Annotated in this window: 17 protein-coding genes and 1 riboswitch; of the genes, 9 read left to right on the top strand and 8 right to left on the bottom strand. The window is 53.2% G+C overall.

The features are described 5' to 3' along the window. Positions 1-65 precede the first annotated feature (65 nt). The 3 genes from IEY46_RS31170 to IEY46_RS31160 all read right to left on the bottom strand — a co-directional run bounded on the left by IEY46_RS31170 (position 66) and on the right by IEY46_RS31160 (position 6,693). A complete protein-coding gene (locus IEY46_RS31170) occupies positions 66-4,661 on the bottom strand; it encodes a DEAD/DEAH box helicase (protein ID WP_188998770.1) in 4,596 nt (1,531 codons plus the stop codon). A gap of 173 nt (positions 4,662-4,834) precedes the next feature. Further along, a complete protein-coding gene (locus IEY46_RS31165) occupies positions 4,835-5,581 on the bottom strand; it encodes a class I SAM-dependent methyltransferase (RefSeq protein ID WP_188998767.1) in 747 nt (248 codons plus the stop codon). Positions 5,582-5,850: 269 nt separating this feature from the next. Then, entirely contained in the window at positions 5,851-6,693 is an 843-nt protein-coding gene (locus IEY46_RS31160) for a helix-turn-helix domain-containing protein (RefSeq protein ID WP_188998764.1), read from the bottom strand. Positions 6,694-6,952: 259 nt separating this feature from the next. On the opposite strand from IEY46_RS31160, the gene IEY46_RS31155 reads away from it, so the two are divergent. From IEY46_RS31155 to IEY46_RS31125, 7 genes are all read left to right on the top strand, one after another. Continuing rightward, positions 6,953-8,353, top strand: coding sequence for an ABC transporter substrate-binding protein (locus IEY46_RS31155; protein ID WP_188998760.1), 1,401 nt, complete (start codon positions 6,953-6,955; stop codon positions 8,351-8,353). 85 nt (positions 8,354-8,438) lie between these two features. Further along, positions 8,439-9,341 (top strand): carbohydrate ABC transporter permease, encoded by a 903-nt coding sequence (locus IEY46_RS31150; RefSeq protein WP_229750667.1) that lies wholly within the window; start codon positions 8,439-8,441, stop codon positions 9,339-9,341. 14 nt (positions 9,342-9,355) lie between these two features. Continuing rightward, positions 9,356-10,210: a carbohydrate ABC transporter permease gene (locus IEY46_RS31145; RefSeq protein WP_188998757.1), complete on the top strand. Its 855-nt coding sequence runs from the start codon at positions 9,356-9,358 to the stop codon at positions 10,208-10,210. A gap of 46 nt (positions 10,211-10,256) precedes the next feature. Next, positions 10,257-11,054, top strand: a complete 798-nt coding sequence (locus IEY46_RS31140) for a histidinol-phosphatase (protein ID WP_188998754.1) — start codon at positions 10,257-10,259, stop codon at positions 11,052-11,054. Between the two features lie 53 nt (positions 11,055-11,107). Beyond that, the gene (locus IEY46_RS31135; protein ID WP_188998751.1) at positions 11,108-11,806 is read left to right on the top strand and encodes an MgtC/SapB family protein; all 699 of its coding nucleotides are present in this window, start codon (positions 11,108-11,110) and stop codon (positions 11,804-11,806) included. Between the two features lie 58 nt (positions 11,807-11,864). After that, positions 11,865-12,842, top strand: coding sequence for an N-acetylglucosamine kinase (locus tag IEY46_RS31130; protein ID WP_188998748.1), 978 nt, complete (start codon positions 11,865-11,867; stop codon positions 12,840-12,842). Next, on the top strand, positions 12,839-14,152 hold the full coding sequence (locus tag IEY46_RS31125; protein ID WP_188998746.1) for a 6-phospho-beta-glucosidase: 1,314 nt from the start codon (positions 12,839-12,841) through the stop codon (positions 14,150-14,152). The genes IEY46_RS31130 and IEY46_RS31125 overlap by 4 nt, the downstream gene beginning before the upstream one ends. 101 nt (positions 14,153-14,253) lie before the next feature. On the opposite strand, the gene IEY46_RS31120 is transcribed toward IEY46_RS31125, so the two are convergent. The 5 genes from IEY46_RS31120 to IEY46_RS31100 form a co-directional block, all read right to left on the bottom strand. After that, positions 14,254-15,645, bottom strand: coding sequence for a cryptochrome/photolyase family protein (locus tag IEY46_RS31120; RefSeq protein WP_188998744.1), 1,392 nt, complete (start codon positions 15,643-15,645; stop codon positions 14,254-14,256). Between the two features lie 116 nt (positions 15,646-15,761). After that, a complete protein-coding gene (locus IEY46_RS31115) occupies positions 15,762-16,259 on the bottom strand; it encodes a C40 family peptidase (RefSeq protein ID WP_229750666.1) in 498 nt (165 codons plus the stop codon). Between the two features lie 4 nt (positions 16,260-16,263). After that, positions 16,264-16,417, bottom strand: a riboswitch (cyclic di-AMP (ydaO/yuaA leader). Positions 16,418-16,826: 409 nt separating this feature from the next. Next, positions 16,827-17,009, bottom strand: coding sequence for a CsbD family protein (locus IEY46_RS31110; protein WP_188998741.1), 183 nt, complete (start codon positions 17,007-17,009; stop codon positions 16,827-16,829). A gap of 174 nt (positions 17,010-17,183) precedes the next feature. Beyond that, positions 17,184-17,999, bottom strand: a complete 816-nt coding sequence (locus tag IEY46_RS31105) for a hypothetical protein (RefSeq protein WP_188998739.1) — start codon at positions 17,997-17,999, stop codon at positions 17,184-17,186. Between the two features lie 67 nt (positions 18,000-18,066). Further along, positions 18,067-20,070, bottom strand: coding sequence for a M1 family metallopeptidase (locus tag IEY46_RS31100; protein ID WP_188998737.1), 2,004 nt, complete (start codon positions 20,068-20,070; stop codon positions 18,067-18,069). Between the two features lie 208 nt (positions 20,071-20,278). Between IEY46_RS31100 and IEY46_RS31095 the strand changes: the two genes are divergently transcribed. Continuing rightward, positions 20,279-20,824: a YwhD family protein gene (locus IEY46_RS31095; RefSeq protein ID WP_188998735.1), complete on the top strand. Its 546-nt coding sequence runs from the start codon at positions 20,279-20,281 to the stop codon at positions 20,822-20,824. A gap of 341 nt (positions 20,825-21,165) precedes the next feature. After that, positions 21,166-23,886 carry an S-layer homology domain-containing protein gene (locus tag IEY46_RS31090; RefSeq protein WP_188998733.1) on the top strand — a complete coding sequence of 907 codons (2,721 nt, stop codon included), beginning with the start codon at positions 21,166-21,168 and terminating at the stop codon, positions 23,884-23,886. Positions 23,887-24,044 lie beyond the last annotated feature (158 nt).

Here is a 24,044-nt window from a genome sequence, read left to right as displayed (position 1 = left end):
CACCTCCTGGTTCAAAATTGCAACAAGTATTAGCTTTCCGCAGAACGCGGGTTTTATGCAGAAAATTAGTGGATATCGCTAGCCCATAACACAAGTGAGCGGTTATCGCGTTCAGCGCCAAGGGAGCGAAGCTCTGCCGCCATACCCGAATCGGCAATGTCCTCGCCGTTCCAGCGGTCAATCCTGATTTTGCTGAGTCCTTGCTGGTTCAGCACCGTGCGGAATACCTGCCTTAGCAGATCATGTTTCTGCGGTACTTCAATGCCTGCTTTGGGAGCGGCGTGATCCGTACCGGAGGCGGAGGGCGTGTCCAGCTCCACAATCCGGCGGCCGTTGTTCTCCATCCAGTAACGCCATATGCCGTTGTGGAGGACCAGATAATTGCCATTCTTGCGTGAAAAGTTGGCTCCGTAAGCGGAAGGCCAATCGGCTGCAAGGCCGAAGGGATTGGCGGGATCAGCGGCGGAGAGTACCGTCAGTGCATCGTCCATACGTCCCGGCATCGGCTCGCGTACGGCGGCGATCTGCTCCCGCCGGGCGAACTGCAAAGTGGGCACGCCCTGAACAAGCAGTCCACGCGTAACCACTCCCCAATGCTCCAGCTGCCTCAGCACAGGCAGCAGCTCATCCCAGCTGAACGGCGAAAGCTGGGTGACCAGTTCTTTGGATACAATGCCGCAGCTGTCCAGCAAATGCTGGGTCCAGTACAGAACGGGTTCCGTTTCGGCTTCCGCTGCCGATCCATTGATCGCAGGGGCAGGCCGCTCCCGAACGTCTTCCGCATCTTCATGATCCTTCAGCGATCCGGTCCAGTACCAGCGTCCAAGCCCAGAACCGGTCTTGGCATGCTGCTTGCCTTTGGTGAGCAGCTGCAGCCGCAGCGGTGCGAACTGGTCGTTCGAGACACGACCTTCCCATACCAGGGCGATCAGGTCGGCGAGCAGCTCGGAAGGGGGCTTGCCATAGTCCCGGCTCAGCTTCGTGAGAAAGCTGGCTCCGTTTTCCTGCAGCAGGGCCAACAGCTTGGGGTTCCCGGATTGCTCAACAGGCGCCTGCTTGACATAAGGGGCATAGAGCGGCTTGGCATCGGCAAGGAAAAAAGCAATTTTGCCTTCTTTCTCTTGCTCCTCCTTGCGCCCCAGCCATAGGACTTCTCCGGTCGCGCAGAGCAGGTCCAGATCCTCCTTGCGGTACCCTGTCATCCGCGCCGGGAAAATGACCGATTCCCAATGCGATGCCGGCAGATAGAAGCCTTGGAGCAGTCCGATGATCGTCCTCAGGCCGTCTATGCCGGTGAGCTGCGTACCGGGCAGGGCGTGCTGGAGCATCGACATGTGGGCGCACCAGCGGATCGGATCGACGGGCTCCGCCTGCTTGCGCGCCTGTTCCATGGTCAGCCGGATCAGCCGCTTGGCCACACGCCGGCTTGTCCAGATCCGCTCCTCGCTGCTGGCGGCGAAAGGTGCTTGCTCGATCAGGTCCAGACGGATCAGCGCAAGCACGACCTGCCCGGCATCGGAAGCGGAGAGCGCCGGATAACGCCCGCGAAGCTCCTCTTCGGTGAAGGAGAGCCGGTGCTCAGCGAATCGCCCGGCAACAAAAGCAATCCCGCTGTCCGTCCCGGGGAAGCTCTCATACATTCCGGTTTCGTCCGCACAGATGTAGCGGAGTTCGCTTCCAAACGTCATTGTGGTTACACTGCCCGTCTGCCGGAGTGAATCCAGCCAATCGGAGGTATGCTCCGCATCCTGCGTGATGGCGGCCGCCTCTTCGAAAGTGAGATCACCCCGCCATTTGAGCAGCGTATAAAGCTCGCTCGGCGAAGAGGGAATAAGCTCGCCGGCTTCCAGCCGCTTCGCTTCGTGGTCGGCAATAAGCGGATCGATTGCCCGCCGGACCGCTTCCTCGCCGAACAGCTCGCCTGCCAGGGATTTGCTGACGCTCATCAGCTGAAGCTGCGTAGCTTCGCTCAAGCCATCGCCTTCATAGATTTGCGTATTGATATATTCCCACAGAAACTGCACCGCGAATGGGGAAGGGGTATTGGTCTCCTGCACAACGATATCGATCTGTCCCGCCGAGATGCCCGCAAGCAGCCGCTTCAACCCGTTCACATCCAGATACAGATGCAGGCATTCCCGCATGGCTTCCTGCAGATAAGGAAAATGCTCGGCATACGGCAGCGACTGCTTCAGCAGCTCCTCGCTGCGCAGGCGCTTCTGCCACATCGGTGTCCGGGTGAAGCTGCGCGAGAGCAGCAGGGAGGTCTCGGCGATACGACGGAAAGCGATAGCCAGCAGCGGCGAGCCTGTAATCGCCTCCGTCATCAATGGCTCGATGCTCTCAGGCGTTATCTGCCATAATGTCTGCAGCCAGGAGGCATCCCATTCCGGGAGCACCAGCTCGATGCCGTTGTCCTTGGCATTTCCATACATCTTATAAGGCAGCAGCTGCTTGAATCGATGTTCAATGGCCAGCAACCAGGTCCGGTTAATCCGGCGACCGAAGGGATTATGGATAATCACGCGCGTCTGATTCATCAGGTCGCGGTAATGCTCGATTACGATTCTCCCGTCTGTAGGCAGAGCAAGCGCCAGGTGCTGGGACTTGGCAAATCCGATCAGCTCGCCCGCAGAGACGGCATCCAGTCCGTATTCGGTGTCCAGCCAATCGATGGCGGCGGTCTCCAATTCGTTCAGAGGCGGGAGGGCTTCCTCGCCAGTGCCGGAAACGTCTGGCACAGGAACGGATGACTGCTCGTGCACGTCTTCCTTGTTCCAGTTCAACCGGTTCTCCAATTGACTGAAGAATTGCCCCAGCTTCACGCCAAGCTCATAGCCCCGACCCCCGGATTCCGCCCGCCAAAACGGAATTTCACTGAAACGGTTGGGCGCTTCCTTCACATAGACCCGGTCATTCTGGATCGAGCTGATCACCCAGGAGGAGGTGCCCAACTGAAATACGTCCCCGACGCGGCTCTCATGAATATATTCCTCGTCCAGCTCGCCCAGGTGGACGCGGCTGTCCGCGTGGTGCACGGGGTAAGCCGAGCTTTGCGGTATCGTGCCGGCTCCGGTGATGGCGGCCATGGCGGTATTCGCCCGCTTCTGCAGCAGATTGAGGCTCCTGTCCCAATCCATAATCGGTTTGGCAAACGGATAGAACCCTGCCAGCACCTTCAGCGAAGCTTCCAGGCGTGCCAGCGGAAATTCCCGGTAGCATTCGCTCTGCGAAATAAGCGCATGAAGCTGTCGCACCTCCAGATCTTCCGCTGCGACCATTGCCGTAATCTGCTGGGAAAGCACATCGAGCGGCTCATGAGGGAGCACAATCTCTTCAATGTCGCGCCGGGAAATATCACGGCAGAGTACAGCCGATTCCGGCAGCTCGCTGCGGCCGCGGGCGAGAATGAAGCCGCGGCTTACATCGCCAACGGCATGGCCTGCGCGTCCGATCCGCTGGATGCCGGCGGCGGCCTGCTTCGGCGAGTCGATCTGAATGACCAGCTCGACATGGCCGACATCGATGCCAAGCTCCAGCGATGAGGTGGCGACCAGGCATCGGAGCTCGCCCGCCTTGAGCATTTGCTCAATACTCAACCTGCGTTCGCGAGCGAGGCTGCCATGATGGGCACGCGCCATTTCGTAGCCGGCATGCTCATTAAGCCGCAGAACAAGCCGTTCGCACATTCGGCGGCTGTTGACGAACACCAGCACCGAACGGGCATCGCCCATAAGCTGGAATACCCGGTCAACGAGGGGCAGCCAGGCGGCATCCCGCGTCTTCGCCGGGCGGCTCAGATCGGGCATGGTCACCCGCACCTCAATCGACTTCGACATGAGGCTTTCTACGATTCTGACCGCTCTCTGCACATGACCGAGCGGATGCGGCGGTTGCCCGCTCCCGCTGGGACCGCTGTCCGTCTCCGCTGCCGGGGCGGCAGAAGAAACAGCGGACGGAGACTCCCAGCCGCCGAGGAACCGGGCCACACGTTCCAGAGGCTTCTGCGTGGCAGAAACCCCGATGCGCAGCACCGGCTGCGGGCACAACGAGGAAAGCCGCTCCAGAGAAAGGGACAGATGGGCTCCGCGCTTGTCCCCGGCCAGCCCGTGAATTTCGTCGACAATAACCGTTTCCACTGTCTTCAGCATCCCTCGCCCTTTCTCGGAAGTCAGCAGAAGATAACAGGATTCGGGCGTAGTAACAAGCACGTCAGGCGGGTTGCGCACCATTTTGGCGCGTTCGCTTGCGGAGGTATCCCCGGTTCGAACGGCAGAGCGTACACCGGGCCAGGGATAAGTCTCCTGTGCAAGGTTTTCATCGTGGAAACGTTCAATGGCTTCCATGAAGCCGATAATATGGTACTGAATATCGTTGTTGAGCGCCTTAAGCGGCGTAATATACAATACGCGCACCCCGGGCTTCCGGCTTTTGCCCGTGGCTTGCGCCGCGATTTTTTCCTCTGCGATGCGGTTCAGGCAGGGAAGCAGCGCGGCGAGCGTTTTGCCCGACCCTGTAGGAGCGGCAATCAACGTATGACGATGCTCCAGGATGGAAGCCCAGGCATCCAGCTGGATATCGGTCGGTTGGCCGAAGGTCTGCGCGAACCAGCCTGCCAGCGTCGGATGAAATACCCGCAATGCGGGGGAGAGCTCTGACATAAGCACAACCGCTCCTCTCTTTCAAGCTGCGGAAATCGCAATTCCGCTTCAAGCGAAAGCTGCAGAATGCCGCTTCCTGTTTATACGCCCCTGTCTGCAGTTGACTTGCCAAGCGGCGGAGCTTGTTCTGATCTTCATACAGAACCGCCGCAGCAGAGCCGCCGCCGTCCCGCTTAGCTGGACACCTGTGTTTTCTCTGCTGAGATAATCAGGAACATCGGCCTCCGGTTCTCGTCTTTCATCGCTGCATCCGTCTGAAGCATTTCATTGGAGGGCATGGGCTCGTTAACGGCCTTCACTGCAAACCCGGCGCCGATCAGATCATTAAAGTAAGTCGAAATGGTCCGGTGGTACTTCACGACATTTTCCGTTAGAAAGGTCGTTTCCCGAAGTCCCTCGGACTGATAATGGTCTACCGGCCAATGCAGACGGTTTCCTTGGTCATCGAAATACCAATCCTGTTCTTTTCGGGAAGTGAAAATAGGATGTTCGACGGAGAAAATAAAAGCGCCTCCCGGCTTCAGGCAAGCATGCACCTTTTTGCAAATGGCATCAAATGAGCGGATATAATGAAAGGCCAATGAGCTGATTGCGATATCGAATTGAGAAGGGGCAAAATCGATGTCCTCAATCGGCATTTGCAAATAAGTAATGGCTGGATCAGCGGTTTGTTCGCGGGCTTTTTGAAGCATGTTTTCGGAAATATCCACACCTATCACTGAAGCTGCCTGCTGCTCCCGGACATAGCGGCAATGCCAGCCGAAGCCGCATCCTAAATCAAGCACGCTTTTGTTGCGCAGCTCAGGCAACAAGGATTGGAACACATGCCACTCCCCTGCACCCTCCAGTCCTTTAATGGAACGCGGCATTTGCTTGTAGGCGGAGAAAAAATTCGCGTCATCATATTTGTTCTGCTTCATCGGGTATTTCATCTCCTATGCCTGTTAGTTTAAGAAGCTATCCTCTTAGGTCTTGCCAAAAGCTGTATCTCTTCATGCTAACTGAAACGTATTTCTTCTTCAAGTCACTCCATCCGGAGAGCATTTCAGGCGGTTTTTACAGCCTTTCTAACGCTTATAAAAAAACGTTCTTCACCTCCGGTTTTCTTTAGGAATGTGAGGAACGTTTTTTTGGCCGTCAGGGTGAACTTCCCTGACGCGCTATAGAGGAGAGAAACCGCCGGAGCGTTTTATTGCGCCTTGTAATATCGCCGGTATTTAAGCGGCGACAGGCCGGTAATTTCTTTGAATATGCGTCCGAAGTGAGTCAGGCTTTCGAATCCGACCCGCTCGGCGATATGTGCCACTTTATCCGATCCGCCTGTCAAGAGAGCCCGCGCTTCCTTGATCCGGACGTTATTGAGATATTCCGTGAACGTAAACCCGGTGTTCTCCCGGAAGGTTTTGCAGAAGTAGGAGGGGCTGATATAGAACTGGCTCGATATGGCATGAATGGTGTGCTGCCGATCGTAATGGCGGTTCAGATAATCGACGATCTCAAACACTTTTTTATTGACGAGGTTGGTTTCCGCCTGGGCTACGTCCGGCATGGATTCCATTTTGCGGCGGAGGAACAAGAGCAGCTCGAACAGCAGCGTTTTCAAATAATACTCGTATCCCGTCGGCTTCTTTGTGAACTCATGGATCATCTTGCTGAACTGGTTCTCGATAAAGCTCTGTTCGTAGCCGGAAAGCCGTATCATCGGTTGCCCCAGTGTGAAGGTGGACAGCACGTCGAACGAGTCATTGTCAGGGAAGATGGCGTCGATAAATTCTTTCTTGAACTCCAGCGTAATCCGCTCGAACGTTCCGCCGCTCGAATTGACGAGCTTGTGGATTTCATTCATGTTGATCATCAATAACACGCCGCCAACGACCTGGTACGCTTTATCATCGATAAAATAACAGATATCGCCGGAAATGAGATAGAAAATTTCATATCCGTTATGGTAATGGCGGGAGGGCATACTGGATTGATACTTTTTCTCACGATCGATGTGAAATCTCGCTGCTTCATAAAAATCCGATTCCATGCCGCTTCATCTCCTGGAATAAGTTGAATTTACAGAAAATTAACAAGATGATATGTAGAAAATAAAGAAAATAGAGAAGATATGTACTGAAAATGATAGTATCATGCGCTATAGTAGATTTCAAGATGTAAGAAACCAAGGCGGGTGACAGCATGAGTGTCTGAGCGCTAAAAAAACGAATTTTAATCAGTGGAAAAATTTTGTAAACTTACGTAACGCCCTATGTAAACAAAAAGTAAATCTATGAGGTGAGGTCAAAATGAAAAAACCGACCGTCAAGAAAAACTTGCTGCTCAGTCTGAGTGTTGTTTTCGCCGTATCAGCCCTATTGTCCGCCTGTTCCGATAAAGCGGACCCGCAGAAGAATAATGCCTCGCAGCCGGACAAGACCACCGAAGCCGGCAAGAACGCCGACAGCGGCGAGAAGGTGGAAATCGTATGGGTCATGGCGTCCGATCCCGATAAGAAACCATGGCAGGAGGCGATGATCTCCACGTTCGAAGCGAAGCATCCGAATATTAAGGTTCGCCTGGAGAACATTCCTTACGACCAATTCGACCAGAAGCTGACGACAATGATTTCCAGCGGCAAAGCGCCGGATGTGTGGAATCCGAACCAGGCTGACAGCGGTTTCGCCACCTATATGAAGATGGGGGCGTTGCAGGATCTGACCCCTTATATCGAGAAAGGCGCGCCGGAGCTGGATACGATGGATCCCAATTTGCTGAACATTTACAAAATTGACGGCAAAAACTATGGCATCCCCCTCGTGAGCAATGCCACCTATTTGTTCTACAACAAGGATTTGTTCGATCAGGCTAAAATTCCTTATCCGACAACCGACTGGGACGACACGTCATGGAATTATGACAAAATGCTGGAGACTGCGCAAAAGCTGACCCACGATGTCGGCAATGTCCGCAAGCAAGTTTTCGGTTTCTCCAGCACGCTTAGCCCCAATGCCATGGCCTGGTCGTTCGGCGGGGATATGTTCAAGCCGGAAGCTTATACGTCCGGCGTTATGGGAGAGCCGGACCTGATGAATCCGAAAAATATCGAAGCGCTCCAGTTCAACGTCGATTTGATCAATAAATATAAAGTCGCGCCTGACCAGCAGACTGTAGCTGCCTCCGCACAGCTCGGCGATCCGTTCATGACCGGTAAAGTAGCGATGTATATTTCCGGCGGATGGGGGCTTGGCTCCTATAAGGATGCGGAATTCAGCTGGGGTGTAGCGGCCGTGCCTTATCATGAAGGCCGCAAAGTGACGCTGTACGTCGATCCGTGGAGCATCTCGGCGACAAGCAAGCACCCTGCTGAAGCCTGGGAATTCGTCCGTCATCTTGCCGATCCACAGGAAGGCGGAGGCGCTTACCGCTATATGAGCGAAGTTGGCCGGACGCCGGCGGATTCCAGTCTGTTCGAGCTGTGGTACGACCAAATGGCCAAGCAAATCGGCATGGATGCGGCCCAGTTCAAGCAAGTGCACGAAGGTTCCATTAAATACGGCCGGGAAGCCGAGAACCATTTGATCGTCAAATTCAATACGATTTTGGAAACGATGAACCAAACGATGTCTACGGTGTGGAACGGCAAGAAGAGCGTCGACACCGGCCTGAAGGAATTGGATCAGAGCCTGCGCTCGCTTAAATTGGATTAACGGGTAGAGAAACAATCAATATGCCGCCGGCGTGGTTCCTTCGGATCCACCGATTGGAATTCGCCGGCGAACGGAGGTTGCGGTTGTGAAAAGGCGGACTAAAGAAATGAAAAGGGAAGAGCGGTCCTTCTGGATATTCATCGCTCCGTGGTTCATCGGTTTCGTATTGTTCACAGGCGGTCCGATTCTCATTTCCCTTCTTCTCAGCTTCTCGGAATATAACGTCATATCCCCGCCGAAATTTATAGGATTTGATAACTTTAACGTGTTGTTCCACGACAAATTGTTCTATAAGTCTTTGTTCGTGACCGTCTATTACAGCCTGCTGGCCGTTCCGTTCACGATCCTGTCGTCGCTGGTGCTGGCCGTTCTGCTTAATCAGAAAATCCGCGGCCAGACACTCCTTCGGACGCTGTATTATGCACCGAGCATTATTTCCGGTGTTGCGGTCTCCTTTCTTTGGTCATGGCTGCTCAATCCGCAGTTCGGCGTGGTGAATTCGCTGCTCTACGACTGGTTCGGGGTGGAAGGTCCCGGCTGGTTCACCAGCACCGCGACCGTCGTACCGTCCATGGTGCTTATGCAGCTGACGGCTTCCGGCGGCACGATGGTTATTTTTTTGGCGGCGCTGCAATCACTTCCAGCCGATCTGTTCGAGGCCGCTTCGATCGACGGTTCCGGCAAGTTCAGAATGTTCGTCCGGATTACGCTGCCGCTGATATCGCCGGTGATCCTGTTTAATACGATTATCTGCATTATCGAATCGCTGCAGGTATTTACCCAAGCCTATGTCATCACGAAGGGCGGACCGGATTGGGGTTCATACTTCTATGTCTATTATTTGTTCGATACGGCGTTCAAGCAGTTCCGGATGGGGTACGCATCCGCGCAGGCGTGGATCCTATTTGCTATCATTTTCACGCTGACACTCGTCACGCTGCGGGGTTCGAAGCGGTTTGTCCACTATGAATACGACTCCAAGAGATAGGAGGAACCCTGCCGATGAAGCGAAAAACATACGCGTACAACGAACTGGGGCCAATTGCGAAAATCATGCTGTATGCACTGATCTATGCCGGCGTTCTGTTGTTCTCGTTCCCGTTGATATGGATGATCTTGACCTCGCTCAAATCGATGGGAGAGATTCATAAAATACCGATGACCTGGATTCCGTCGCCGGCCCAATGGCACAACTACAAACAAATCTTCATCGATGCCCCGATGGGAAACTACATGTGGAACTCGACCTGGTATACGGTTGTAACCGTTGCAGCAACCGTATTGACCTCATCGCTGGCGGCCTTTGCTTTCGCCCGCCTGCAGGCGCGCGGGAGCACGGTATTGTTCGCGCTGGTGCTCAGCACGATGATGATTCCTTCACAGGTGACGCTGATTCCGCAATATTTGCTGTTTAATGAGCTGAACTGGACGGATTCGTATTTGCCGCTCGTCGTACCTGCATTCACGGCCAGCGCCTTCTGCATCTTTTTGCTTCGCCAGTTTTATATGGGCATCTCCAAAGAACTGGACGAGGCGGTGAAAATCGACGGAGGCAGCCGATTTGTTATGTATTACCGGATCCTGCTCCCGCTCTCGGCGCCCGCGCTTGCGACCGCGGCCGTTCTGGAGATGATGTCGAGATGGAACGACTTGTTCGGTCCGCTCATTTATTTGAACAATGGCAGCAAATATCCGATTTCGCTGGGATTGGCCAATTTTACTGCGGCCTACGGCGCAACGCCCTGGAACCTGCTGATGGCCGCTTCGGTCGTCGCCGTTCTGCCGCTGCTTATTCTCTTCTTCCTGGCGCAGAAATACTTCATTCAAGGCATTGTCACTTCCGGATCGAAAGGATAGCGACAGCCCTAAATCAGAGCATAAGACTCATTACGGAGGATATCTCATGAAATTCGATTTTCATACGCACCATGAACGCTGCGGTCACGCAACAGGCACGATAAGACAATATATTATTGCCGCTATGGACAGCGGGCTGGATATGATCGGCATCTCGGATCATACGCCGTTTTTTGCCCAGGAGCAGGACCGCCCCTCGCTGACCGGCTGTATGGCGAAGAGCGAGTTTCCGGCTTATGTGCGGGAAGTGCTGGAGCTTAAGGCGGAATTTGCCGGCAGAATCGAGGTGCTCCTCGGCATAGAAGCGGATTTTATTCCGGATTGTCTGGATCTGTACCGGAACATTCTTGCCTCTTACCCGTTCGACTATGTCATCGGCTCGGTGCATGAATTTGCCGGGAATGGACTTTACGATAAGAAGCAATGGGAACAACTGACGGTGCAAGGCAAATTGGATCTCAAAAATCTTTATTACGATCATGTGGCTCAATCGGCAAAGTCGGGCTTGTATGACATATTGGGTCACGTCGATGCGCTGAACCGTTATTTCCCGGGATACCCGGAGCTTCGGACGGAAGCGGCGGATCTCACCCTGCAGACGATCGCCAGGCATGACGTTGTCATGGAGATCAATTCTTCCGACGACAATTGGGTGCCGGACGGCTGGCTGCTGGAACGCGCGCTTCATTACGGCGTCAAGGTGACGTTCGGCTCGGATGCGCATGAACCGGAACGCGTCGGTGAGCATTTCGAAGCAATTAAACAGCATCTGCTCGATATCGGTTACCGCGAGTGGGCAATTTTCCGCGGACGCAAGCGAACGATGCTTCCCCTGGATGCCTGATTGGGCAGCGGCGCGCGTTATTTTCCGCGCAGGCTTGAGAGGGGAAAGATGCAATGAACAACCCATGGGTAATCGGCAACGGCCTCATTCTGGTGCGTCTGTTGTTGTCGGTTCTGCTCGGAGGCGCCATCGGTTTCGAACGGGAGCATAATCATCACCCGGCAGGGTTCAGGACGCATATTCTTGTCTGTCTCGGCTCAGCCCTGATAATGATGCTGTCCATCTACGGATTCTCGGAATTCGTCGGCGAGACGAACGTCCGGATCGATCCTGCGCGACTGGCTACGGCGGTAATTACCGGCATCGGCTTTCTTGGCGCAGGTACGATACTTTTTACGGGGAAAGCGATAACAGGTCTGACGACGGCAGCTTCATTATGGGTAGTTGCAGCGATCGGCCTGTCTATCGGAGCAGGCTTTTATTTTGCGGCGGTGAGCGGGACTGCTCTTGTTTTGGTCAATTTGTGGGCATTCAACAAGATCGAACGGCGTTTTCTGCGCAGTAAAAAAATCAGACGGCTCACCATTCAGGCTGCGGCCAGGGAAGATTTTCTGGGCTGTCTCACCGCCCGTCTGAACGACATCTCAATTAAGATCCAAAAGATGACGCTGCTGGAAAAGAGGTTTCCCCTGGAGGAGCCGGATCATGTGGAAGTGCGGCTTCATGTCGTGGTTCCCATATCGATGGAACCGGATGAAATGATCGCGGAGATGAAGAAAATTAGCGGCGTATTCGCCATATCGGTCGAGTGAAGACCGCTGGCGGAGCTATGCGCACGAACGATACAGGAAATGGATGTGTGAATGCGGTATGGCGGTGATTATCGGAGTGGACGGCGGCGGAAGCAAGACGCATGCTGTTGCGGTGGATGAGGAGGGGCGGCTTCTCGGAGTAGGTCTTTCCGGAGCCGGCAATCATCAATCGGTAGGGCTTCAAACGGCGCTTCATCATATACAGGACTCCATCGGCAAAGCTCTGGCGGTGGCGGGACTGACAACGGAGGACATCGATTTTGTACAATTCGGATTGGCGGGTGCGGATCGGGATAAAGATTTCGGCCTTCTGCGTCCTGCACTGGCCACGCTGCCATTCCGGCAGTGGGATCTGGTATGCGACACGATGGAAGGACTGCGGATCGGAAGTCCGGACAATACGGGCGTCGTTCTTGTATGTGGCACGGGCACCAATGCGGCGGGAAGGAACGCCGGCGGGGCGACGGTGCAAACCGGCGGGTTCGGCTATCTCTACGGCGATGCTGCGGGTGGCAGCGATATGGCGGAGAGCACCTTCCGGGCGGCTGTCCGGTCGTGGGAGCTTCGCGACATTCCGTCGATGCTGACCGAATCGGTACCGCACTATTTGGGGTACCGGTCGATGGAAGAGATGTGGAACGATTATTTGGACCGGGATATCTATGAGGTCTCCCGGGACTTGACGCTGGTGCTCCATCAAACGGCGGACGAAGGAGATGAGCTGGCGAGCAGCCTGCTGCGCCAGACGGGCCGCGAATTGGCGTTATCCGCGATCTCCGTCATTCGCCGGCTTGGCATGGAAGATCAGACCGTCCCGGTGGTGCTGATCGGAAGCGTTTTGCAGAAAGGCCGGAACAGGCATTTGCTGGCTGAGCTTTCAGCTACGCTTACGCGGGCAAATATGTCGTATGAGTTGAATATACCGGAGATGGAGCCGGTGTACGGTTCTGTGATGTTGGCCATGGATCGGATGAACATGCCTGTAAGCGCGGAAATGGCGCACAAATTCATTGGATACGGAGGCTACGACAATTGACCAAAAAAGAGTTGAAAGTTGCTGTTATCGGCGGCGGTTCTTCCTACACGCCTGAGCTTGTGGAAGGGTTCATCCGGCATTATCATGAGCTTCCAATTAAAGAGCTGTATCTGGTCGATATCGAAGCGGGAAGCGGGAAGCTTGCGATCGTCGGCGCGCTCGCCAAACGGATGATTGCGAAAGCCGGACTGCCGATCGACGTCCATCTGACCCTGGACCGCCGGGAAGCGCTGCGCGGCGCCGATTTCGTGTCGACGCAGCTTCGTGTCGGACTGCTTGACGCCAGGGCGCTGGATGAACGTATCCCGGCGGCTTACGGCCTGATCGGTCAGGAGACGACCGGTGCGGGGGGATTCGCCAAAGCGCTGCGCACGATTCCGGTTATTCTCGATATTTGCCGCGATATCCGTGAGCTTTCTCCCGACGCATTCCTGCTCAATTTCACCAACCCCGCGGGAATTGTTACCGAAGCGGTGCTGAAATACGGTGGGGTGAAGACGATCGGATTATGCAATTTGCCGATCGGTACCCGCATGCAAATCGCCGGGCTGTTTGAGGTGGAGGTATCCAGGGTCGATGTGGAGATAGTAGGCATCAACCACCTGAACTGGACAACGAGGGTTGCGGTCGACGGCACGGACGTAACGCAAGCGCTTCTGAGCAAAGCGGCCGGTGCGGGCGGCCTTACGATGAAGAACATCCCCGACTTCGGCTGGGATTCCGAATTTCTGCACTCGCTGGGCGCGCTCCCGTGCAGCTATCACCGGTATTACTATTTGACCGAACAAATGCTGGAACATCAGAATGAGCAATTGAAGGAGGGCACGACCCGTGCCGATGTTGTCAAGCGCGTGGAGGCGGAGCTGTTCGAGCTGTATAAAGACCCGCAGCTGAGCGTTAAGCCGCCGCAGCTGGAGCAGCGCGGCGGGGCTTATTATTCTGAAGTTGCCGTCAGTTTGATGACGTCGATCCATAATGACCGCAAAGACATTCAAACCGTCAATATCCGCAACAATGGTGCCATTCCCTGTCTGCCGGACGACGCCTGCGTCGAGATGAATGCGGTCATCGACGCGTCCGGTGCGCGTCCGGTGCAGCCGCGGACCCCGATCGGCCCGCAAATCCGCGGTCTGCTGCAGGTTGTCAAAGCTTATGAGGAATTGACGGTCGAGGCTGCCGTTCACGGCGATTACGGCATGGCGCTGCAGGCGCTGACGATTCATCCGCTTGTCGGTTCTGCCGACAAAGCCAAACAGGTGCTGGATGACATCTTGAAGGAGCACGCAGGCTATTTACCCCAATTCAAATAAGTCAGGCGCTTTTCGATTGCTTGGCCGAAAAAGTTATTATGCATCCAAAGGACCGTCAGGGTACACTTCCCTGACGGTTTTTGCTTTGCGACTTTGGCGATTCATGGGGACGAATCCGGATCCTGCAGCTCGCGGGCATTTCCCAGAATCTCTTTGTATACGCGGATAGCCCGCGCTCTTGAAGCCTTCAGGTCCACGATGGCATCGGGCTGCGGCTCATGAATGGCGCGGCCCTGAAGATGGGCAAGCTGCGGCAGCCAGCGCCGGATATAGCTGCCGGAAGGATCATATCGCTGCGACTGGGTAACGGGGTTCATGATCCGGAAATAAGGGGCCGCATCGTAACCAAGCGAGGAGCTCCACAGCCAGCCGCCGCGGTTCTGCGTATTGTCGTAGTCGGCCAGCATGGAGCGGAAATGGTCCTCGCCGCTCGTAAAGGGGCAGAGTAGATTTTTGGTCAGGAACATCGCGGTGATCATCCGCAGTCGGTTCGGCAGCCCGCCCGTTTCCCGCAGCTGGGTCATGGCTGCATCAATAATCGGAATGCCTGTCTTTCCCTGCGCCCAGGCGGCAAAGTGTTCATCGCTCAAGGCAGAGAGGTCAAACTGCTGTTCATAAGCGAAATAGTCGGGGTTAAAGCGCGCTTGATACAGATAGAAATCCCGCCAGGCCAACTGGCGGACCCAAGCGGCTGAATCCGCCGCGTGATGCACGGCTTCATACACTTCACGCACGGATAAAGCACCGCTATTCAGCCAGCGGGCGAGTCCGCTCGTTCCATCTTCCAGCGCATAATCATCGCGCGTTTGCGCGTAATTCTCCAGCCGCTTCTCCATAAAGTCAGCCAGTCTCCCGGATGGTCCCCGCCTGTCCCTGGCTTCTTCAGCACCGGCGCCTTCCAAGGCCGCCGCCAGTTCGGGAGGCAGGGAGAAGCGCGCGGCGGCTGCCGGGTCGATCGTCGTGATCGTTTCCAGACGGGCAGGGGATACGTCCTTGGACGGAACATAGAACTGGCGGAGGTATGACTCCCACATGCGGTGGAAGGGCGTAAACACCTTATACGGCCCGGATCGGCCTGTGAAATGTTGGAAATCAGCCAGATCCACAAGCGGCGCGTCGTTATAGGCTATAAATCCCCGGCCGAGGCCTTCGGCAGTGGCCTGCAGCCGGTCGTCCCGCTGCCGGGCATATGGCGTATAATCGGCCTGCATGGCTATCCCCGCAATAGGATGAGCGGCAAGCAGCGCTTGCACAACCTCGACCGGTTCGCCGTACAGCATATGGAGAGTTTGTCCGGCTTCCCGGTACGAGCTGTGCAGGCGGGCTGCGCCACGTAGAAATGTTTTACCGCTGTGAGTGTCCAGGCGCCCTCCTCCGATCAGCAGCGGGTCGAACAACAATAGATGAATGCCGGGGCCGCCGCGCCGGTTGGTGGCATCAAATGCCGGCAGCTTGTTTAAACGCAGGTCCTTGCGGTGAATATATAAATACATCCCTGTTTAACTCCCTATTCATACACCCGATGAAAATGCAAAACCGCAGACGCTTGTCCATACGGACAAGTACCTGCGGCTGTTGCATAAGTGCTTTTTTTTGATCTCCCCACTAATCAAGCAGCGTCTTGGTCAACCACTTCATCAGACGGTTCGTCAGCATATTTCTCAAATGTTTCCGGGCTCATTACTCGGCGAGCAGTAACATAGCGTTTAATGTAGTAGGAGTCACTGAGGCCACTAATGGTAATGCCCTTGCTGGAGGAGGAATGAGCAAACTTGCCATCTCCAACATAAATGCCGACGTGCGAAATGCCTCGACCGTTCGTATTAAAGAATACGAGATCACCAGCGATTAAGTCGTCCTTGGCAACTTTCTTACCCAACTTGGACTGGGAGGAGGATGCGTGCGGGATGGAGACGCCGAGTTTCTTGAACACGTACATCGTAAATCCGGAGCAGTCGAATCCTTTGGTTGTTGTCCCTGCTGTCAGGTAGGGAACGCCGATCACATCACTGATAACTCCGTCCATTTTGGAATCTGCAAGAGCGCTTCCAGCTTGGAATAAAAGCATCAATGCTAGACCGATGAGGAGTGCAGAAGCTTTTTTCAAAAATTGTTACCCCTTCCGGTGCCTGCGAGGTTAGCTGTGGGGTTCGGTTGAAGGCTCCCTATGATGCCCTCTGACATTCGTTGCAGCGAATGTCGGGATCAATTCACCCAAGATGGTTCCCCCGCTTCCCACTTAAGGGAATTCGGCAATTTTTTCATGCTGGCATACTAATTCTGTTTTTTTAGCGAATCTCCTTCCAAGTTCACTATTTGTTCACAAATTAGAATTATTAGAGTGAAACTTTTTGACAACTCGTCTCGTAATCATATTGCAAAATAAGAGGTAAGGACTTCCGGCATCAGTTGCCGGTTGGTTCTGGACGCCATTCTATGACTGAAGTCCAGCCTGATTCAGTGAATTTTTCCATTTTTTCCTGCTTTATCGACATAAACCGACCGCATGATGTCCTCATCATACAACAAAAAGGATCGACCGCACACAGGCGGCTGATCCTTCTTTCTAATATTATTTATAGAATCGCAAAAAAGAAACCAGCACCGCCGGCAAAATGAAGGCGACGTACCGCTGGTTTCTTTTGTTGTCTTCTATGAAAATGCACATTCAACGCTAATCGGAAAGTTTATTCTTTGATTGCCCGATCTTCTCCTGAACGGCACCTTTTGCCTTATCGACTTTGCCTTCAGCCTGAAGGGAATGATTGTCCGTTGCATTGCCGATCTGATCTTTGACTTCGCCTTTGACTTTATTCACGTTGCCTTTGATTTTATCGCTGAGACCTTTATCAGACATGGTGCATCGCTCCTTTGCGGCTTATAGCGCTCCTTGCTGCGCTTAACGATATTACCCGAGTGAGTGAAAATGAAACCATTTCACTGGGCAGGAGCCTCTTGCTGACCGCAGTCCAGCGGTTTCACCAATTGTTGATAACTTGTGGATAACTTTGAGGATAAGTGGCTGACGGGGTCAAGTTTGCTTGGAATGCCAGACTTCATACTGGGAGGCAACGGTCCATACTTTCATAATCGTGCGGATAAGATGATAGCTTTGATGCAGGATGAGTGCGATTAATCCGGCCCAGATCATGGAAGCGGATGCCATCGTAAGACTTAGCGCCATGCCAATCGCCCACATCAGCAATGATATACCGGCAAGGGGGAGCAAATGCCGCATCCCACCCCATAACGAGCGTGCCGGGCTCGTTCCTGCCACAACCCCGAACTGCATGGCAAGGAACAACAGATGCAGCAGCAAGACCCATGCCAGCCAACCAAAGACCCAGGGTCCCGCCATGTGGGTGAGGTCCGCCAGGCTGCCGCTGCTAAGCAGGGCAGCAAGCGCTTTGGGCAGCAGCCAGATACCCGGCGCCAGAGCAAGGGCAGTCTCAAGGGTGTAAAGCAGCGCGATCGGCTTCCAGGATTTTCGGATTCCTTGCAGAAATTTAGTGCCGTCAGCGTCATGGGAATGATGGAGAGAGTGGAACAATCCGGCATTCAGAAAGGGCGTCAGGAGCATGCGGGCCGCCAGGAGTATGGCGAATAGCCAGATATAGGGACGAATAAGATCGGTTTTGAGCAGCTGGAATTGCGCCTCCGTCAGGAACAGGTTGACTGCCCCGTCTGAAGGCGCGCTGTCCGGGTAACGCTTCAGCAGTGGAACAATAATGCCTTCAACCGCACGGTAAAGGAAGAAGCCCCACAGCAGCTCATACAGAAACAACATGATAATGATATAGAAATGCTTCATGGCCAGCCGCCAGCCTTGCTTCACATGATGGTTCATGCGAGCCTTCACCTCCTTTTTTTTAAAAAATATTATTAGTCCGCGAGGCATGTAACAGGGGCAGGCACTACCAGGCCAAGGAGGTGAAGATTCCCTCAATCAGCTTGGTGAAGCCGATGCTCCAGCGTGTTCTTGTTTTCTCCGGAAGCTCGGCTTTCATGAAATTGTTGATATGCTTGTTGTCGAGCACATTCTCATTCTTCGGGTCAATCGAGGCCCACAGCAGAGGAGAACTGTGAACCATCTTGTATTGAATATGCTTTTCTCCCGCATCCCAGGTCTTCTGCAGCGTTGTGCCGTCGGCAAACTTGAACATGATCGGCACAGGGCCGAAGCTTCCGCCGTTTTTCCGGATCAGCACAGTCGATTCAATCTTCGCTTCGCCGTTTACCTTCACCGGCTTGACCGCAATGGATTCCACCGCATAATCGGACATCAGCTTGTCGTATACGAACTGGCTGAAATAATCATTCCACTTGGTTCTTGTCACCTGCTCCACAACATGCTGGAAATCCGCTGTAGTGGGATGCTTGAATTTATATTTCTGGAAGTAGGTCCGCATAATTTTGCTCATCGTTTTTGCGCCGACCTGTTTCTCGATGCCGAACAGGACAAGCTTGGCCCGCATGTACACATTTTCCGCATAATGATTATGGTTCTGGTAGGACCAGGAAAGCTGCTTGAGCGGAGCGGGGGCGGTCATATAACTGGCTTCCACAGGAAGATTGGGGGCAACCCCGTATTCGCTCTCCATCACCTTGTCCTCGGAATAGGAAGTGAAGCCTTCATCCAGCCAGGCTTCCTCGAACTCGTTGGAGGCGACCATGCCGTACCAGTACTGATGGCCGATTTCGTGAACAACCGTGCGCTCCAGGTCATAGCCGGGATTGTCCGTCTCGGCGGCAAAGGAAGTAATCAGCGTCGGGTATTCCATTCCTCCAGCGCCGTTGCCGCCCTTGGGAGGCACAACGATCGACAGCGTGGAATAGGGATAAGCGCCGTACCACTGCGAATATTTCGCCAGTGCGGACTTGGCTGCATGCATGTAGCGGTCCTTGAATTTGGCATGCAACGGGTCAAGATACAGCTTGATCCGGACGCCGGGTATGTTGGCTGTCGATAACGGCTCCTCCACATAAACAAAATCTGGTGAAGCGCTCCAACCGAAATCATGCACATCATCGGCATAAAAAGAGTAAACTTTGCGGTCTTTGTCAGCCGCGGTGGGTTTGGTTTGAAAGCCGGTTGCGGCTACCTTGTAGGTGGATGGAACGTTGATCTTCACACTGTAAATGCCGAAGTCGCTGTAAAATTCGGAGTTGCCGTGGTATTGATGGGCATTCCAGCCTTCCGTCGTTCGCCCCCGGGTGCCGACCGTTTCATAGGCGGCAAGCTTCGGAAACCATTGGCCGGCCATCACAAAATTCCCCATGTAGCCCATCCGTGCGAAGACTTCCGGCAGCTTCACTTCGAAGCCCATTTTCAGAGTGACGCTTTTTCCGGGGGCTACCGGCTGCGGCAGGCGGAGCTTGGCCAATGTCTGGTCCTTCTCGTTGCCGTCATCGGGCTGTACATAATGCAGCCTTGGCAGCAGACTGTCATTCTCGCTGGTCACCAGGGAATGGATGCGCATATAGCCAAGGCTGGCCTCCGTAGCCTTGTCATTCCGGAGCTTTCCTCCGGATTCGCGCATGAACGTCGATTCCTTGGACTGGAAGGCATTGGGGTACAGATGAAAATATAGCTCGGACACCTGTTGTCTGCCCGGGTTTGTCCAAGTGATCGTCTGCGTGCCCTGCAGCGTATGGGTATTTTCCTCCAGCCGCACATCGATCTGGTATTCCACAACTCTCTTGCTGAGCGTTTCCGGTCCGGGCTGCATCACCGAATCGGGTTCGGGTGCGCTGGGACGGGGCGGTGTCATCTTGGGTGCTGTATTGGGTTTGTCGGGGGCAAAAGCATACGTATATTGCGAAGTCCAGGCATCCCCGAATCCATGCTGGGCACTCACGCCGAGCAGGACGGCAGCTATTGCAAAGAGCAGCAAACGTTTGGCGTGACGTGGCGTCATTGAACCATTCCCTCCCGTTGACAAGCATCTACAGCATGTATATGTTGGCTTTTCCCGGATTATTAGCTAAAATAGAATTAATGTGTGGACAGGCGAAGAAGCCTTGTCGGACGCGGGATTCACAAAACAATTCAAATGATCATGCGCCGAAAGCCCGGGACTGCAACGGGCATCATATACTGGCATCAGAGAAGGAGTGGAACCACAGATGACCGAACAGGATCAAGGACAAGGTCAGACACCGGACCAGACGGCACCTGCGCCGGAGAAGAAAGAGAAGAGGCAGCTATCGCTTAATGTGGTGAGCAACAAGGAGCACCGGGGATTTGGTGCGGGTACCATCGATCTTAGTGCGGTATCCTGCGTCATTATCGATCAAGGCGAGGCTTATATCGATGTGGGCGCCATGCATGCCAAGAGCAAGGTGGAGAAAGGCATCAAGTTCAGTCCGGATAAGGAGCTGGTTCCAAACGGGCGCTTGTGCTGGATCGTTTGGGTTGCGGTGGACAGAAGTGAGGAAGGTTCTTATTACGCGGGAGCGACGGCTTGTCCGATGCTGGTGGATACAGAGGCGCGCCGCGGTTGGAAGATTCTCGCCCAGCATGTGAACAATCTGGATTATGCGATCAAACGCCGTTTCGTGCTAAGCGAGCTTAGCGCGGAGGAGAAAGCGGCACTGCGGGGTCTACTGATCGCCAATAATCAAGAATGGTGGGACCGCTCGCCGGAAGAACTCAAGCAGGCACTGGCGTAAGCTTTGCGAACTCTTATATGTAGGAGGTGGGATACTTCACTTTGAAGTATCCCTTTCTTATGTTTGGGGTCGCAGCTGCGGTTATACAAGGTCTGCCAGTTCGGCAGGTTTTTTTCTATGGTCAATTACGAGGAGGATGAACGAGACCAGAAGGGGTAATAAGCCGCTGTTAACCAAAAAAAGTACCGGGAAGGAGCTGGAATAACGTCTAACCAATTCCGGGACTTTCCTTTTCAAAAAAACAAGAATTAATAGGCTTGTAGAACTATTTTATTATTGTATTTCTAATAGATAGCTTTTAAAATAGAAGGATAAAATAGGAATATTTGGGGGGAGCATGAATGAATCGTCGGTCTTTATATCAGTGGAGTACAATTATTCTTGCCAGTATGCTGCTTAGCCTCTGTTTTCCGGTACTATCTTATGCGGCAAGCTTTATTAAAGTCGTGTATGACTCAGGCAGCGGATCGATCACTGGAACGATTCAATCGGATCAGCCAACGGTTCATCTGAGCATGGATTCGGGGAATACCAACATTGATCTATCGTCAGTCGTCGGTCAGGCGTATACAGTGGAAAACTCGGATTCCTACTACTACAATGTTACTGGCAATATTGGTAGCGGTTTCAACCCTTACCGGCTGCTGGTGACGGATAATGTGCAGTCAGAGGTGACGCCTTTAGTCACTTCCTCCCTCTATACATTTAATAATGCTCCCTTACCCGCTCCCGCCAGTCTTAGCATTTCGGGGATCAGTATCAATGACAGAGTTGGCCTTTTGGCACTTTTCTGGACAAAAGTCGAGGATCCCAATGTAAAGGGATACAATATTTATGAAGATAATGTATTTATCAAATTTGCCTCAAAGGATGACATATTTGCGAGTCTTTATGGAGTCGATCTGGATATTACCCATGAGTATGCGGTTGCTACTGTAAATTGGGCTGGCGTAGAGTCTGCCTCCCGAACGATTGCTTCAGGCAGAATCGGCAGCGCATTTGATTTGTTTAACCCGGTCTTCAACTATAAGCCCAAAGGCTCCTATCTTCAAAAAGGCGACGAATTGTTTTCTTTCCGGCTGCTGCAAGCCTCTGATGGGAGTATCCCGGAGCACTTTGGCAGATCCGAGTTGTCTTTTTCCTTATCTGACGTAACCGGCTCTGAGGAGCCTATGCAGCGTATTTCAGGTTTAACGGTTGAGCCTGGCGGCATGTCTGCAACCAATGATGAAATCGATCCGCCTGGTGGCATTTTTATTCCGGGTCAACCGAATTTTCCGGGAGGGTCCCCGGGTAATTCAGGTCCTGTTATCGCCTCAGATTTCGAAGTGGTCGCTTCGGATGGATCGATTATTCCTGTCTCGACTGTCTACGTAACTGCTTATACAAATCCGATGGATTCGGTGAAATATAACATTTATGCTTTTCATTTCAATGAATTTTTAAGCACAACGCAAACCTATACGCTGCGCATGTCCCAGACAAGCGCGGGAGAAGAAATCAGGATTCCGGATGTTTATTCGACACAAGGGCAGCTGCATGCAGCTTTTTACGGCTACCGTAACAACGATGTCTATCATTTTAAATATGACAATTGGCAGCTTGTCTATGGCGATATTTATCCGCCGGCACAGCCGGAAGGACTCAAGATTACCCCGGGTGATGCTCAGGCGCAAGTGGGCTGGGAGGCCAATAACGAGTCGGATTTGGCCGGTTATCGCGTTTATCTGGAAGGGGTACTGCTCACGAGTAGTCCGATTGCGGCTACAAGCTATAACTTGACTGGCCTGATCAATGGCAAGACCTATAAGGTGGGTCTGTCTGCAGTCGATAAAGCGGGCAATGAGTCTCCCAAAGCTTCAATGGATGTTATTCCACTCTCCACAAACAATGGCAATGGTGGCAATAATGGGGGGGGAGGGGGTGGAATCGTCATAACACCGCCTCCGGTTGTTGAATCTAAGCCAGCGCCATGTGCGGCTATCGCTGACAATACAAATAAAGAATCAGGCACTCTAGACATTTCAATGGGTACGCAGGACAAGCAGAAATTACTCCCGGCTTGTGCTTCCGATCTTTCTAGTAATAATACGCTCACCTTCCGTAACGGGGATTTAAATGCAACCATACCGGGATCTCTTCTTGAGAAACTAAAAAGCCTTATAACCGCCAAAGAATTGGAGGATGCGCAGATTTCATTTATTTCGGATAAGGTAAATCAGGAAACAGCCGAGAAGATGCTGGTTAACGCTCAGAAGCGACTGAAGAATACTGGTCTTCAATCAGCAGGGGATTTCTATAATTTTGATCTCTCCATCATCACCAAGGATGGTAAAGAACAAAGGTTGAGCAAGCTTGAAACGCCAGTGACACTCAAACTCAAAATCGCAACGGAGGCAAATTTGAAGCTGACCGGCGTCTATTTTATCGGGGATAATGGTGAGCTGGAGTTTATCGCGGGTAAGCTTCAGGATGGATTTTTGGAGGTGCAAATCGACCGTTTTGGCACCTATGCCGTACTGGAATTTGATAAGTCTTTTGATGATGTGAATGCCAGCCACTGGGCCTTATCCGCTATTAAGCAGTTGGCGGCACAGCATGTATTGAGTGGGGTCAGTGAAACGGCTTTTGCTCCCAATCAGCAGGTAACACGGGCTGAATTTGCAGCGTTTCTGACCCGGAAGCTTGGCCTGACAGCGCGGGCAGACAGCACATTTACAGATGTATCTCCAACCAAATGGTATTCAGATGCGGTGACAGCTGCATTCGAAGCGGGGATTATTCAAGGCCGTTCGGATAGGACCTTCGCTCCTGACGAACAGGTAACGAGGCAGGAAATGGCTGCGATGTTGATGAAAGCCTATGAGTTCTTGTCAGGCGTGCCCCTGGATGAGGTTCAGTCGGCCGGTTTTAACGATAGTGATTTGATTAGTGATTGGGCTATCAATTATGTGAATGGTGCCCATTATTTAGGCTTTATTAACGGCAAAGGAGACAACAAATTTGCTCCTCAAACATCTGCCACCCGGGCGGAGGCTGCCCAGCTGATCGCAAAGCTGTAATTGATCTTAAAAAAACCCAAAAAATCGTGCATCCAGGCGGGCGGCCCTGGTGATGCACGATTTTTTTTGCTTGGGCTTAGAAGAGGGCGGTTGTTTGAAGCTGCGTTCTCGGGTGTAAATGGAATTAGACTGGACGATTGATAAAACAAGGAAATAAA

The sequence above is a fragment of the Paenibacillus nasutitermitis genome, assembly GCF_014641075.1.
In the GTDB taxonomy this organism is placed as follows: domain Bacteria; phylum Bacillota; class Bacilli; order Paenibacillales; family Paenibacillaceae; genus Paenibacillus_Z; species Paenibacillus_Z nasutitermitis.
Note: the sequence above shows the minus strand (reverse complement) of the source record. Positions and strands in the feature narration are given on the sequence as shown.